Annotated in this window: 14 protein-coding genes; 6 read left to right on the top strand and 8 right to left on the bottom strand. The window is 64.0% G+C overall.

Annotated elements, in window-relative coordinates; genetic code table 11:
- Nucleotides 1-8: 8 nt before the first annotated feature.
- The 7 genes from N805_RS01615 to N805_RS01585 all read right to left on the bottom strand — a co-directional run bounded on the left by N805_RS01615 (nucleotide 9) and on the right by N805_RS01585 (nucleotide 4,997).
- Entirely contained in the window at nucleotides 9-803 is a 795-nt protein-coding gene (locus tag N805_RS01615) for a DUF4892 domain-containing protein (protein WP_019470151.1), read from the bottom strand.
- A gap of 109 nt (nucleotides 804-912) precedes the next feature.
- Nucleotides 913-1,767, bottom strand: coding sequence for an alpha/beta hydrolase (locus N805_RS01610; RefSeq protein ID WP_019470150.1), 855 nt, complete (start codon nucleotides 1,765-1,767; stop codon nucleotides 913-915).
- Nucleotides 1,764-2,552, bottom strand: a complete 789-nt coding sequence (locus tag N805_RS01605) for an alpha/beta fold hydrolase (protein WP_019470149.1) — start codon at nucleotides 2,550-2,552, stop codon at nucleotides 1,764-1,766. Before N805_RS01605 ends, N805_RS01610 begins: the two co-directional genes overlap by 4 nt.
- A 93-nt stretch (nucleotides 2,553-2,645) precedes the next feature.
- On the bottom strand, nucleotides 2,646-3,032 hold the full coding sequence (locus N805_RS01600; protein ID WP_019470148.1) for a hypothetical protein: 387 nt from the start codon (nucleotides 3,030-3,032) through the stop codon (nucleotides 2,646-2,648).
- Between the two features lie 100 nt (nucleotides 3,033-3,132).
- A complete protein-coding gene (gene sixA / locus N805_RS01595) occupies nucleotides 3,133-3,591 on the bottom strand; it encodes a phosphohistidine phosphatase SixA (protein ID WP_019470147.1) in 459 nt (152 codons plus the stop codon).
- On the bottom strand, nucleotides 3,588-3,935 hold the full coding sequence (locus tag N805_RS01590; RefSeq protein ID WP_019470146.1) for a DUF4389 domain-containing protein: 348 nt from the start codon (nucleotides 3,933-3,935) through the stop codon (nucleotides 3,588-3,590). Before N805_RS01590 ends, sixA begins: the two co-directional genes overlap by 4 nt.
- Nucleotides 3,936-3,971: 36 nt before the next feature.
- Complete coding sequence (locus N805_RS01585) at nucleotides 3,972-4,997, bottom strand: NAD(P)H-dependent glycerol-3-phosphate dehydrogenase (RefSeq protein WP_019470145.1); 1,026 nt, start codon at nucleotides 4,995-4,997, stop codon at nucleotides 3,972-3,974.
- A 239-nt stretch (nucleotides 4,998-5,236) separates the two neighbouring features.
- On the opposite strand from N805_RS01585, the gene N805_RS01580 reads away from it, so the two are divergent.
- From N805_RS01580 to fabB, 5 genes are all read left to right on the top strand, one after another.
- The gene (locus N805_RS01580) at nucleotides 5,237-7,384 is read left to right on the top strand and encodes a TonB-dependent receptor plug domain-containing protein (RefSeq protein WP_196305294.1); all 2,148 of its coding nucleotides are present in this window, start codon (nucleotides 5,237-5,239) and stop codon (nucleotides 7,382-7,384) included.
- Nucleotides 7,384-8,274, top strand: a complete 891-nt coding sequence (locus N805_RS01575; RefSeq protein WP_019470556.1) for an ABC transporter substrate-binding protein — start codon at nucleotides 7,384-7,386, stop codon at nucleotides 8,272-8,274. The genes N805_RS01580 and N805_RS01575 overlap by 1 nt, the downstream gene beginning before the upstream one ends.
- The gene (locus tag N805_RS01570; RefSeq protein ID WP_019470557.1) at nucleotides 8,271-10,202 is read left to right on the top strand and encodes an ATP-binding protein; all 1,932 of its coding nucleotides are present in this window, start codon (nucleotides 8,271-8,273) and stop codon (nucleotides 10,200-10,202) included. Before N805_RS01575 ends, N805_RS01570 begins: the two co-directional genes overlap by 4 nt.
- 207 nt (nucleotides 10,203-10,409) lie before the next feature.
- Nucleotides 10,410-10,925 (top strand): 3-hydroxyacyl-[acyl-carrier-protein] dehydratase FabA, encoded by a 516-nt coding sequence (fabA, locus tag N805_RS01565; RefSeq protein ID WP_016488267.1) that lies wholly within the window; start codon nucleotides 10,410-10,412, stop codon nucleotides 10,923-10,925.
- A gap of 11 nt (nucleotides 10,926-10,936) precedes the next feature.
- The gene (gene fabB / locus N805_RS01560; RefSeq protein WP_016488268.1) at nucleotides 10,937-12,157 is read left to right on the top strand and encodes a beta-ketoacyl-ACP synthase I; all 1,221 of its coding nucleotides are present in this window, start codon (nucleotides 10,937-10,939) and stop codon (nucleotides 12,155-12,157) included.
- Nucleotides 12,158-12,329: 172 nt separating this feature from the next.
- On the opposite strand, the gene N805_RS01555 is transcribed toward fabB, so the two are convergent.
- Nucleotides 12,330-13,334: an amidohydrolase family protein gene (locus N805_RS01555; protein WP_019470558.1), complete on the bottom strand. Its 1,005-nt coding sequence runs from the start codon at nucleotides 13,332-13,334 to the stop codon at nucleotides 12,330-12,332.
- Between the two features lie 117 nt (nucleotides 13,335-13,451).
- Between N805_RS01555 and N805_RS01550 the strand changes: the two genes are divergently transcribed.
- A complete protein-coding gene (locus N805_RS01550; protein WP_019470559.1) occupies nucleotides 13,452-14,315 on the top strand; it encodes a pirin family protein in 864 nt (287 codons plus the stop codon).
- Nucleotides 14,316-14,329 lie beyond the last annotated feature (14 nt).

Below are 14,329 nucleotides of genomic sequence, written 5' to 3'. Positions count from 1 at the left end.
GCGCTCGTTCAACGGATCAACTCAAGGTGCAGGCCCTTGGTGGGTGCGCTGCCGACTTCAAGGCGGCCATTGCGTACCCCGGCCTTGACCAACGCCTCGCGCCAGGCTTCGGCCTGGGCGCCACTGAGGCTGGCGCGCAGGGTGCTGTCGAGGTTCAGGCTGCGGGCCAGCAGGTTTACCCAGGTGTCTTGCGGCGCAGCAAGGTCAGGGTAGTCGAGCTTGCCGGTGTCGCGCATTTCGCGCAGCACCGTGGCGGCGGTTGGCAGCAGCTCGCCCAGCGGGCTGGCGGCGACGAACTCCTCCACATGCAGGTAGGCGCGGCGGTTGCCACGGGTAACGCTGTACAGCGCGACCAGCGTGTCGGCCTCCTCTGCCGAGCGGCGTAGCAGGATGAACGCCTGCTGCTCGTCACCACCGTTGAGGCGAGCATTGGCGAACACATCGTTGCCCCACAGGCTGGCCTCGCCGCAATCGCGGCCCTGGCACCAGAACAACGGGTAACCACCCTCGCGCTGCAGTGCTTCGCGGGCACTGGTAAAGGCTTCACGGGCCGTACGTTCGACCGGCAGTTCGTAGGTTACCGAGCTGACCTGGCCCCGGCTCTCGACCTTGTTTTCGACCCGCAGGCGGCCGCTGATCTTGCGCAGCGGGCCCATGGGGTAGACGCGCTCCTGCTCCACGGCCGGACGCTGCTCAACGACCTTGCCGTCCACCGGCACCGGCAGGCTGCCGGCCCACAACACAGGGCTGGCCAGCGCCAGGCAGGCGGCGACAGCATTACGGATGGCAACAGGCGCGCTCATTGGCGAACCAGGCGGCGCACTGCGCCGAAATGAAGCTCCAGGATGTCTGGCAGTTGCATGGTTGTCTCCCTGTTCAACCCGCCAAGCCTCGACACTTGTCCGGTGCAAGTCAAGCAAAGCCAAAGAAGCGATTGATACAGTCTGCGACAAGCACCGCGCCGTGCTCGTCATTCAGGTGCAGGTGATGGCCACCGGGCAGCGTCGCTTGTTCAAAGGGTAGCTGCTCCAGCAACGCGGCGTGGCGCGCCAGCATGCCGTCGGCGGCCACTACCAACAGCGCCGGGCAACTCACCCGGCGTACATGGGCCATGGCCTGGGCTTCACTCAGGCGTACCGGCGATGGCAGGGTGAGGCGGCTGTCACTGCGCCAGCTGTAACCTCCAGGCACCGGCATCAGGCCACGTTGCGCCAGCAATTCGGCAGCCTCGCGGCTGACCGCGACCATGCCTTTCATCCGGGCCTGCACGCCTTCCTCCAGCGTTGCGTACACCGACTTGCGTTTGCCATCCAGCCGCAGCTGGGCTTGCAGTGCCATCCCTAAACGCTCGCCGGCGTCCTGCTCGGCACCGGTCGGCGGGATGACACCGTCGATCAACGCCAGGTGGCTGACCCGGTCGGGCAAGGCACCGGCCAGTTGTACCGAAATGATTGCGCCCAGCGAATGGCCTAACAGGGCGAAACGCTGCCAGCCCAGCTGCTCGGCAACCCGCAGCACGTCGTGGGCATAGTCGGCCAGGGCATAGCCGGCGCCAGGCGGGCGGTGTTCCGAGTAACCGTGCCCGGCCAGGTCCAGGGCGACGATGCGCAGGCCCTTCAGTTGCGGCGCCAGGCGGGCGAAACTGTTGGCGTTATCCAGCCAGCCATGCAGGGCAATCACCGGCAGCCCGTCCTCGGGGCCGAACAGGTGCGCCGCCAGTTCGATATGGCCCAGGCTCAGGCGCACCTCCTGCACCTGCGCGCTCATGCCTGGCTCCAGCGGTCGAACAGGCCCTTGATCAAACTGGCGGTGTCGGTCGGGCGCTCCAACGGGAACATGTGGCCGCCGGGCACACTGTGATATTCGCCTTTGGGCATGCCGCGCACCGCGAAGGTGTGGTGACGGCGAATGACGTTGCTGCGCTCGCCGCGCACCATGGCCAGCGGCACCTGCAACTGCCGTGCGGGTGCGGGGCTGGTGTGCGGGATGCTGCGGTAGATACTGATTTCGGTGGCAGGATCGAAGCGCAATTGCAGCCCCTGCGCCATCGCCTGCAGGCCGTGTTCTACATAGGCTTCGAGGCAGTCGGGGTCAAAATGGCGAAACAGCGATTTGCCGGCAAAATAGCGCCGGGCACTGTCGCGGTCATTGAACACTTCGCGGCGCCCCAACGTGCGGCCGGCCGGGGTGATGCGGTCAATGAAACCGAAACGCTTGGCGGTGCGCAGCAGCCACTGGTCGGCACGGGTGAGCACCGGCGAGTCGAGCATCACCACCCCGCGGTAGTACTCGGGGCGACGCAAGGCAGCGTGCAGGTGCAACACACCCCCCAGCGAATGCCCTACACCCCAGATGGGCTGGTCCTGCTGCGCCAGGTGATGCAGCAGCTCATCCACCAGGCTCTGCCAGTTGTCGTCCACCGGAAAGCGCGGATCGTGCCCGTGCTGGGCCAGGTGCTGCACCTGGTAGTCCGGCGCCAGGGCAGCGAACAGCTTGCCGTAGGTGGCCGAAGGGAAACCGTTGGCATGAGCGAAGAAGATCTGCTGCGACATGGCGCCTGGTCCGGACGGAAGATGAAGGCTCATTGTCGGCATCGGGGCGCCATTCAGCAACATCCGGAAAGGTCATCGGCGAGGGCTATCAGGTCATGCCGAGCGGTCGAAGCTGGCCAGAGACCGGCGCAAGCAGGCTTGCATGTAGGCCAACTGGCTTTCCAGCGCCTCACGGGCCAGGCGCTGGTCCTGAAAGTCGAGCTGCAGGCGGCGCAAGGCCAGGCAACTGGTTTGCAGCAGGTGGGAGACCCGCAGGCAGGCGTCGTGTAGCGTGCGCAGGTCTTGCTCGCTTTGCTGCCGGGTAACAGACTCCAGGCTGCTGTTGCTGTTGACCTTGTGCAGCAGTTGGTAGAGCTTGGCGTCGGCCGAGTCGCGCAGCAGGCTGTACTGAGCAAAGTCCAGGGCAATCCCTTGCCCCACCTTGTCTACGGTGGGTTGCAAGTCCAGGGAACTCAACAGTTCCCGCATTTCACCGCTCATCCGCTGCTCCCTGACTGATTGCTTTGAGCAACGCTAGCAAGAGGCCATCAAGTGCGACAACTGACAAAAATGCCAGTTGCCTTATCGATTTACCGGGAGATCACACCGGTGGGTGGATCGCCCGAAGGGTCATCAGCCCAGCCAGTGGCCACTCCCCTTCCAGCTCCGCCAGGCTGGCAGTACTCATGGCCGCTGGCTGCTGCTGATGCCCCTGCTCCAGCGCGCCGACCAAGGTCCCCACCAGCGGCTGATGGCTGACCAGCAGTACATGCTCCAGGCCCAGCCGTTCGATTTCGCCGATCACCTGCTGCACATCACTCTCTGGCGTCAACCACGGTACGGTGCGCACGGGTTCCCTGAAACCCAGGGTGTCGTGCACCAACGCCGCCGTTTGCTGGGCGCGCACGTACGGGCTGGCGATAATCGCCTGCAGTGGCTGGCCCAGCAGGCGAGCAGCGCTGCGCAGCACCTGCTCGCGGCCATGCCCGGTAAGGCGGCGCTCGGCATCGGTATTGGCCCGCGGCTCTGCCTCACCGTGGCGCAGCACCCACAGCTTCACAGCTTGGGTTCCTCGTCCCGCACCGAGTGCGGGGCCGGGGCCACGGCATGCGGCGCCTCGCCTTCCGGGGCACGCGGTGCTGGCCAGTCGGCAAACGGCCAGGGCTTCTGCTCAGTGTGAAAGCTGCCGTAGCGGCCGATCTGCGCCAGGTACTGGCTCAGGCTGTCGCCGAAGTTCATCAGGCTGGCGCTGGGCGCGCCATACACCAGGCGGTAGATCAGTTGCACCAGCACCAGGCCGCCGAGCAGCAACTCGGCCAGTTGCCAGACCACCAGGAACACCAGCATCCACAGGACCCGCAGGATGATCGACTCACGCTGGGCGCGTTCGGGCGTATCGTTCATGTGTTGCTCCTTGCTCGTGTCAGAGCCGCCAAGGGCTCAGTTGAAACCGCTGATGGAAATGAAATCGACATCGGTCTTGGGCTCGGCGCGCATCAAGTGCTCGATCACCTGGTTCAACGTGCGACCTTCGAACAGAATGGCATGCAGGCCCGCTACCAGCGGCATGTACACCTGCACTTCCTGCGCCTTGGCCTTGAGCACCTTGAGGGTGTTGACACCTTCGGCCACTTCGCCCAGGCGGTTGACCGCCTCGTCCAGGCTCAGGCCCTGGCCCAGCGCATGGCCCACCTGGTAGTTGCGGCTCTTGGGCGAGGAGCAGGTGACGATCAGGTCACCGACACCGGCCAAGCCAAGGAAGGTCATGGGGTTGGCGCCCTGGCTGACGGCAAAGCGGGTCATCTCGGCCAAGGCCCGGGTAATCAGCATGCTCTTGGTGTTCTCGCCCATCCCCAAGGCCACAGCCATGCCTGCGATGATGGCGTAGACGTTTTTCAGCGCCCCGCCCAACTCGACGCCGAAGCGGTCGGCGCTGGCGTAGACACGGAAGGTGCGCCCGTGCAGTACAGCCTGCACTTGCTGGCAGAGTTGTTCGTCCTCGCTGGCGACCACCGTGGCGGTCAGCGCATGTTCGGCGATCTCGCGGGCCAGGTTGGGGCCCGACAGCACGCCGATGCGGGCATCGGGGGCGATTTCTTCAAGGATCTGGCTCATCAGCTTGAAGCTTTGCGCCTCGATACCTTTGGTCAGGCTGACCAGGCCCTTACCCCGCAACAGCTCGGCGTGGGGCGCCAGCACACTGCGCAAGGCGCTTGATGGCAGGGCGACGAAAACCAGCTGGCTGGCCTGCAAGGTGCCCAGCAGGTCGTTGACCGGTTCCACGCCATCATGCAGGCGGATGCCCTTGAGGTAGCGCGGGTTCTCGCGGTTGACGCGCATGGCCTCGGCCTGCGCCGGGTCGCGCATCCATTGGCGCACCGGCACACCATTTTGCGCCAGCAGGTTCGCCACGGCGGTGCCGAAGCTGCCGCCTCCCAGAACTGCAACAGGTTGCTGTTCAGTCATATTCAATCCGTTAAAGCCAAAAGTTAAGTGGCGACCCCGCCATTATACGGCTCGCCTGCCTTGCGCCAAGGCCAGCAACGCAGATGACACTGTCATGGCCAGTTGCAACAACTGTAGGAGCGAGCTTGCTCGCGATGCGCCGCCCGGGCGGCGCTCGATTTCCGCCCCCATGAAGCGTCAAGGCACACACGCTGCAAAACCGCCGCAGATCACTGGAAAATACGCCAAGGTCAGTTACCATGCCTGTTTCAATCCTGATACAAGGCCGCCCCGTGTTCCCTGGCTCGCCCCCGTTCCCGCGCCTGCTGATAGTGACTGCCCTGCTCGCAGGCCCAGCCATGGCCGACGACCTGTTCATCGACAACAGCGACCTGCCGCAGGTTCTGACCGCCACGCGCCTGAAACAATCCCCGGCGGCAGTCCCGGGCAGCATGACCGTGCTCGACAGCGAACTGATCCGCGCCAGCGGCGCGCGCGACATCCCCGAACTGCTGCGCCTGGTACCGGGCATGATGATCGGCTACGGCGCCGGCAACCAGCCGACGGTCAACTACCACGGCAGCAACGCCAGCGAAGCGCGGCGCATGCAGGTGCTGATCGATGGCCGTTCGGTGTACCGCGCTGGCCTGGCCACGGTGGACTGGAGCGACATCCCCCTGGCCATGGAAGACATCGAGCGCATCGAGGTGTTCCGCGGCCCCAACACGGTCAGCTACGGCGCCAACGCGCTGATGGCGGTGGTCAACATCCTCACCCGCAACCCCGCCGACAGCCATGGCACACGGCTGAAGGTGACCCGCGGCGAGGACGGCATCAACGACTTCTATGCCAGCCACGGCTTCGGCTGGGACGGCGGCGACATGCGCCTGTCGCTGTCAGGCCAGCAGGACGACGGTTTCGACCGCGACCAGTTCGGCCAGGATTACCGGGACAGCCGCCGGCTGACCCGTTTCAACCTCAGTGCCAGCCACAACCTGTCGCTGAACCAGACCCTGGAATGGCAACTGGCGGCAAAAGAAGGCAGCAACCAGCGGCCCTATACTTACCAGCCGGTATTCCCCTACGTCACCCAGCGCGGCGACAATGCCGACGTCAATGCCAAGGACTACGCAGGGTCGGTTCGCTGGAACATCGATTTCAACCCCGATCACAGCCTGTATGTGCAGGGTTCGGCACAACACTTCGACCGCCAACAGGTCTGGCGGGCCTGTGATGCCGCACTGTCGTTCAGCCCCGAACTGACCCGGCTGTGGCAGATGAACCCCAATTACGCCGAGCTGGTGGCACGCGGTGCCAACAATCCACCGCCCAGCAACAACCCGGCAGAACAAGCGCTGGTCGATGCCATCAAGGATCAGTGGAACAACCAGGGCGGCAGCAGTGTGGTGTGCGGCGATGTCGACCAGAGCACCCGCGAAACCCGCTATGACCTGGAAATCCAGGACACCCTCAGCCTGACCGACAGCCTGCGCCTGCTCAGCGGCGTGAACTACCGCTATGATCGTGCCGACTCGCAGACTTACTTCAACGGCAGCCTCGACGACCAGACCTGGCGCCTGTTCGGCCAACTGGAATGGCGCGCCGACGAACACTGGATCCTGCAGGGTGGCGCCATGTTCGAGGATTCGCGGCTGTCTGGCAGTTCGCTGACCCCGCGCGTCGCGGTCAACTACCTGATCACCCCGCGCCACGGCCTGCGCGCAGTGTATTCCGAGGCGGTGCGCTCGCCCGACATGTTCGAGAACAACATCAACTGGAGCTACACGGTCAAAAACCTCAGCCCCAACGCGTTCGGCCAGCAGCACGGCGAGTATTTCGTCAAGACCCGCGGCCCGGGCGACCTCGATCAAGAGCGCATGCGCTCGCGCGAACTGGGCTACAACGGCTACTTCAGCGACATTGACCTGAGCATGGATGTGAAGCTGTTCTACGACGAGATCACCGGCATGATCAGCGAGCCCCTGAAGAACAACCAGTACGTCGCCAGCAACGCCAACAAAGCGCGGTTCAGCGGCAGCGAGACGCAACTGGACTGGCGCCCCACACTGCGTGACCGCCTGCGCCTGACCTACGCCTATGTCGATGCCTGGGCCAGCAACCCCGACGACCGCCGCCTCAGCGCCCGCAACAGCGGCTCGGTCGGGTGGATGCGCGAATGGGGCGATGGCTGGTCGAGTGCGCTGTTCTACTACGGTGACGATGCGCTCAACCAGTACCGCTACGAACGCCTGGACCTGCGCCTGGCCAAGCGCCTTCGGGTACAGGGCAGCAACCTGGAACTGGCGGCGTTGTGGCAGCAGCGCCTGGACGACGAGCCGACCACGACCGTGCAGAACCGCTACGACAGCCGCCACCGCCTCAGCTTCAGCGCGGAGCTGGCGTTCTGATGGCTCTGGTGCTGCGCCTGTTGCTGCTGTGCCTGTGGCCATTGGGGCCGTTGTCCGCCAGTGAAATTCTGCTGGTGGGCGCGCAAGACCAACCCGGCATCCGCAGCTTCGTCGCCGCACTCGAAAACCGTCGGCCGCACGATCATGTGCGTTTCCAGACCACGGCCGACCTGCCAACCCCTGGCCAGCTCAAGTCTGACCAGCGCCTGATTCTGCTGGACAATGCCGCCCTGGAATGGCGCCTGGGTGAAACCGCCGGCCCGCCCGCCCTGGCCATGCGGGTAAGCCGTGTGCAGGCTGAACAGCGCCTGGGAAAGTCGCGCCCAGCGTTCCTCACCCTGCTGTGGAGCGACCCACCGCTGGGCCGACAACTGCGCCTGGCGCGTTACCTGCTGCCACAGGCACAGCGCATTGGTGTGCTGTACGGCGAGCACAGTGGCTTCCTGCTTGAAGAGCTGCGCCATGCGGCCCGCCCGTTGGGCCTTCAGATCATCGCCCAGGACTGGCCCGACCTGCGTGACAGCCGGCCCCTGCAGCACCTGCTGGGTAACAGCGATGTGCTGCTGGGCCTGGATGACCCGGACCTGTACAACTCCAAGACAGTAAAGAACCTGCTGTTGAGCAGTTATGGCCGGCAGATGGCGCTGATCGGCCCAAACGCCGGCTTTGTTCGCGCCGGCGCCCTGGCCAGCACCTACAGCGACCAGGACGACTGGCTGGCGGTACTGGACCAGTTGCTCGACCAGCCGCCGGGGCGCTGGCCGCGCAGCCTGTACCCGGCACGTTTCGGGGTCAGTGGCAACCAGCAGGTGGCACGTGCCCTTGGCCTGGAACCGATCGATCCGAACGCCGCCGCCAAGGCCCTGGCAGAAGGAGAGCCCACGCCATGAGCAAAGGCCTGAGTTGGGACATCCATACCCGCACGCAGATCATCAGCCTGGGCCCTGCCCTGCTGCTGACCTTGCTGCTGATCAGCTTCTTCACCTTCGTGCGCATCCAGGACCTGCGCCAGGAGCTCAACCACACCGGGCAGCTGATCGCCAACCAGTTGGCCCCGGCTTCGGAGTACGGGGTGATCTCGGGCAACAACGAAGTGCTCGAAGGCCTGATGCGCGCCACCCTTAGCATCCCGCACGTGCGCTTCCTCGAGGTGCAGGACAGCCGCAACCACATCCTCGTGTACGTCGAGCAGTCCGACGAAAGCGCCAACCGCGCGCAACGCGTCGAGGTGTTCCAGGCGCCCATACGCCTGCAGCAAATCCGCCTGGACAGCGACTTCCTGCAGCAGGGCAAGGCCGCCACACCCGCCATCGGCGATGACTACCTGGGCCGGGTGATCGTCGGCATGTCCGATGACGCCTTCAGCCAACGCCAACAGGAAATCGTGATCAAGGCAGGCATCCTGGCGCTGTTCGCCTTGCTGTTCACCTTTTTGCTGGCGCGCCGCCTGGCCCTGAGCCTGGCCAAGCCGATCAGTGACATGGGGCATGCGGTCAAGGCCATCCAGCAAGGCGAGTACAACACCCCCTTGCCGGTGGTCGACGACAGCGAACTGGGCCACCTGGCGCGCCACATCAACAACCTGGCCAGCGCCCTGGAACAAGCCAGTGATGAACAGAAGCAGGCCATTGCCGAACTGATCCAGGCCCGCGAGGAGGCCGAACAGGCCAACCGTGCCAAATCGGACTTCCTGGCGATGATGAGCCATGAGCTACGTACCCCGATGAATGGCGTGCTGGGCATGCTGCAACTGCTGGAAACCACCACGCTGAGCAACGAACAGGCCGACTACACCGCAGTGGCCAGCGAGTCCACCGGGCATTTGCTGAAAGTCATCAATGACATCCTCGATTTCTCGCGTATCGAGCGCGCCGCACTGCAACTTGAACACATCGACTTCAACCTCGGCGAGCTGATCACCAGCAGTGTCCAGTCGTTCCAGCACAGCGCCCAGCAGCGCGGCCTTGGGCTGCACCTGCAACTGCCGGCTGATATCGCGCAGCTGCAGGTGAACGGCGACCCCACGCGCATCCGCCAGATCCTGCTGAACCTGGTAGGCAACGCCCTGAAGTTCACCGAACGCGGGCAGGTGCAGGTCGAAGCGCGATGGCAGGTACTCGACCGGCAACTGATCTGGTTGACCTGCAGCGTACGCGACACCGGCATCGGCATTGACAGCGCCCGCCTGGAGATGATGTTCGTAGCCTTCCAGCAGGCCGACAGCTCCATCTCCCGCCGTTATGGCGGTACCGGGCTGGGGCTGTCCATCGCCCGCACCTTGGCCGAGCGCATGGGCGGCAAGCTGCGCGGTGAAAGCCGTGAAGGCATGGGTTCGACCTTTACCCTGGAGATGCCGCTGGCCCTCGCCAGCCCTGCCCCCATGCCGCTGGCGCCGCCAACGGCTGCGCTGCCCACGGCATCCGACAATGACCAGGTACTGCTGGTAGAGGACAATCCGGTCAACCAGAGTGTCATCGAAGCCATGCTGCGCAGCCTGGGCCTGGCGGTATGCACGGCCGAGGATGGCCTCGAGGCGGTGGATCTGGTCGGCCGGCAGCGCTTTGCCGCCGTGCTGATGGACTGCCGCCTGCCGCACCTGGATGGCTACGAAGCTACCCGGCGCATACGCCAGCTGCCCAATGGCGCCGGGCTACCGATCATCGCCCTGACGGCCAACGCCTTGCAGGGCGATCGCGAGCGTTGCATGGCTGCCGGCATGGACGACTACCTGAGCAAACCCTTGCGCCGCACCGAACTGCAGCGGGTGCTGCAACGCTGGTTACCCGGTCAGACAACCGCGACTGGCGATAAATGCTAAAGTGCGGCAGTCTTAAACACTGGACAGGACCTTCATCGGACCTGAAAATAGACGTTTCAGTGCACACCTGTACTTCTTTCGGCAGGTGCGCTGTGACTTTCACCACAACGCAATAGTCTACCTGTAGGCTGCCGTCTCGAAGCCGTTGGTTTTCGGGCCGGCCGGGAAGATTCATCCCCTGCCACAGGGGGTTATTGAGGAGCTCGCATGACCAAACAACACGCCTTTACTCGGGAAGACCTGCTGCGCTGCAGTCGCGGTGAGCTGTTCGGCCCAGGTAATGCGCAACTGCCCGCGCCGAACATGCTGATGGTCGATCGCATCACCCATATCAGCGAAGAAGGCGGCAAGTACGGCAAAGGTGAATTGGTCGCCGAGCTGGATATCACCCCGGACCTGTGGTTCTTCGCCTGTCACTTCGAAGGCGATCCGGTCATGCCGGGCTGCCTGGGCCTCGACGCCATGTGGCAGCTGGTCGGCTTCTTCCTCGGCTGGCAAGGCCTGCCGGGCCGCGGCCGCGCCCTGGGCTCGGGCGAGGTGAAATTCTTCGGTCAGGTACTGCCCGAAGCCAAGAAAGTCACCTACAACATTCAGATCAAGCGTGTCCTGAAGGGCAAGCTGAACATGGCCATCGCCGATGGCTCGGTCAGCGTCGACGGCCGTGAGATCTACACTGCCGAAGGCCTGCGGGTCGGCGTGTTCACTTCCACTGACAATTTCTAAGGGTTATTCGCATGCGCCGCGTCGTTATCACTGGTCTGGGCATCGTATCGTGCCTGGGCAATGACAAAGCTACCGTCACCGAAAACCTGCGCAACAGCCGTCCGGGTATCCGTTTCAACCCGGATTACAAGGAAATGGGGCTGCGTAGCCAGGTTTCCGGGTCCATCGACCTCAACCTCGAAGAACTGATCGACCGCAAGGTCTACCGCTTCGTCGGCCATGCCGCTGCCTATGCCTACCTGGCAATGCAGGACGCGATCAAGGACGCTGGCCTGACCGAAGAGCAGGTTTCCAGCCCGCGTACCGGCCTGGTGGCGGGCTCCGGCGGCGCCTCGACCCTGAACCAGATGGAAGCGCTGGACACCCTGCGCGAGAAAGGCGTCAAGCGCGTCGGCCCATACCGCGTTACCCGCACCATGGGCAGCACCGTTTCGGCGTGCCTGGCGACTCCGTTCAAGATCAAGGGCATCAACTACTCGATCTCGTCGGCTTGCGCCACCTCGGCACACTGCATCGGTACCGCCCTGGAGCAGATCCAGTGGGGCAAGCAGGACATCGTCTTCGCCGGTGGCGGTGAAGAAGAACACTGGAGCCAGTCGTTCCTGTTCGATGCCATGGGCGCCCTGTCGACCAAGCGCAACGAAACCCCGGAGCTGGCCTCCCGCGCCTACGACGCCGACCGTGATGGCTTCGTCATCGCTGGCGGTGGCGGCATGGTGGTGGTCGAGGAGCTGGAACACGCCCTGGCCCGTGGCGCCAAGATCTACGCCGAAATCGTTGGTTACGGCGCTACTTCCGACGGCTACGACATGGTTGCCCCGAGCGGCGAAGGTGCCATCCGCTGCATGCAGCAGGCATTGTCCACCGTCGACACCCCGATCGACTACCTGAACACCCACGGCACCTCGACCCCGGTGGGTGACGTTGCCGAGATCAAGGGCGTTCGCGCAGTATTCGGCGACAAGGCACCGAAAATCAGCTCGACCAAGAGCTTGTCGGGCCACTCGCTGGGCGCCGCTGGCGTGCACGAGGCGATCTACTGCCTCCTGATGATGGAAAACAACTTCATCGCCGGTTCTGCCAACATCGACGAGCTGGACCCGGAGGTCGCTGACCTGCCGATCCTGCGCAAAACCGAAGAAAACGCCAAGATCGACACGGTCATGAGCAACAGCTTCGGCTTCGGCGGCACCAACGCCACCCTGGTGCTCAAGCGCTGGGAAGGCAAGTAAGACGCTGATGCGGTAAACGAAAACGCCCCGACTGGTTCGGGGCGTTTTCATTTGTAGCCTGTGCCGGCCCTGTCGCCGGCAAGCCAGCTCCCACAGGTATTACACAGGCTTCTGGGGATGCGGGGTCCTGTGGGAGCTGGCTTGCCGGCGATAGGGCCAGTACAGGCAACCCTTATTTTTGCCTGGGCAGTACAGCCAGAAAGTTATCGCGGGCTACTTTGTTCGCTACATTCTCAGGCAAAGCATCCAGAAACGGCCTGAACCCGTGCATCTGTTCCCCCAGGCTGCCAAAGCGCCCCACCACATCCGACCCCAGCATGAACCGCTCCGGGTACCGCTCGACCAATGCCAGCCATTCCTTGCGCGGCACACCCTTGTCATCCAGCAGATAAGGCTGCAGCACGCTCCACGACAGGTCGACATACAGGTTCGGGTAATCCTCCAGCAACCGCGTCAGCACGGGTAGCAAAAAGTCCATTTGCGTCTGGTGCCGGTGGATCTCCATGCTGCTGCCGGCGTGCGCCCAGATAAACCGCGTGTGCGGGTGATTGCGCAGCGGCTCTTCGATCTCCGCCAGGTAAAGCGGATTGCGCTCGCGCTTGGAGGTGATGTTGGAATGCAGGAGTACCGGCAGGTCGCGCTCGGCCGCCAGGTGGTAGATACGCGTCATGGCTTCGTTGTTGGCGCGTGGCGTGTCACCACTGGTCAGCGCCGTCAGGTCATCGTGGCGGGTAAATACCTCGCCGATGCCCTGCCATAGCCCTGGATACATGTCGAGCATGCGCTCGATATGACTGACGGCATTCTTGTCCACCGGGTTGAAACCGGTCAGGAACGGATGAAAGCGTTTGCGCTGCTCGATCGGCAACTGCTGCAGGGCTGCGGCCACGTAAGTGTCGGTGGCGCTGTACCAGTAGGCATCGGCATCGTCACCGGCGTAGTAGCGCGGGCGCTTTGGCTCATCTTCATGCCATTTCTTGGCCACCGGTATGCCAGAAATCATCGACTGCTCGATGCCCGCGGCATCCATGGCTTTGAGCAATGCCGGCATGCCTTCGCTTTCCTGGAAGAAGTCGACGTAGTGCAGGTGGGCATCGCTGTAGCGGTAGTCGCGCGCCAGTGCCACCTGGCACAGCCAGCCAGACAACAACACGCAGGCCAGCGCTCGGGCAATCATGGGCAGCTTCCTTCTACGAGTATGGAAACAGTAGACCGGCCGGCAAACGAGACGGTTCAGCCGCAGCGGGCAAACCGCTATGCTTGAGGCATTTCCACCGCGCCTGGAGCCCGCCGCATGAGCCGCCCCCTGATCATCCGCCCACGTGCCGAATCGGTCGAGGGCCAGCCGATCCTGCGCCCGCTGCCGGCAGCACAGTGCCGTAGCGTCGGCCCATTCGTGTTTTTCGACCATATGCTCGAAACCGACTATGCCCCAGGGCATGGCATGGACATCCGCCAGCACCCGCACATCGGTCTTTCGACGCTGACCTATCTGTTCGAGGGGGCGATCCTGCACAAGGACAGCCTCGGCACAGAGCAGCGGGTACTCCCTGGCGATGTCAGCTGGATGACGGCTGGCAGCGGCGTGGCCCATGTCGAGCGTACGCCGGCAGATGCCCTGGCCCATGGTTCGCGCCTGCATGGCTTGCAAGTGTGGCTGGCTTCGCCGCGCGCGCACGAACAAGGCCCGGCGAGCTACAGCCATCACCCGGCGGCGAGCCTGCCGGTCAGGGACAACCTGGGGGTGCGTATCTGCATGATTGCCGGCACCGGGTTCTGCCTGAAATCACCGGTGCCGGTGCTCTCCCCTACCCTTTATGCGCTTGTACAGATGCAGCCGGCGACGACACTGCTGATACCGAGTGACCACGTGCAGCGGGCGGTTTACCTGCTGGATGGCGAGTTGTTGCTGGGCGATGAGGACGTGGAGCCTTGCAGCCTGGCGGTGCTGCCGCAAGGTGAGGACGTGATGCTGTATGCAGAGGGAGAGTGCCAGTTGGTGCTGATTGGCGGGGAGCCACTGGATGGGCCGCGGCGGATGAACTGGAATTTCGTGGCCAGTGACCCGGAACTGATCGAGCAAGCCAGGGCCCGGTGGGCTGCGGGGGATTGGCCGGTGGTACCGGGGGAAACCTCAAGGATCGAGTTGCCCCGGTAAATCTGGGGCTGCTC

Source organism: Pseudomonas putida S13.1.2, from assembly GCF_000498395.2.
Taxonomy (GTDB): Bacteria; Pseudomonadota; Gammaproteobacteria; order Pseudomonadales; family Pseudomonadaceae; genus Aquipseudomonas; species Aquipseudomonas putida_Q.
The sequence above is the reverse complement of the archived record's forward strand: the minus strand, read 5'-3'. Positions and strand labels throughout refer to the sequence as shown.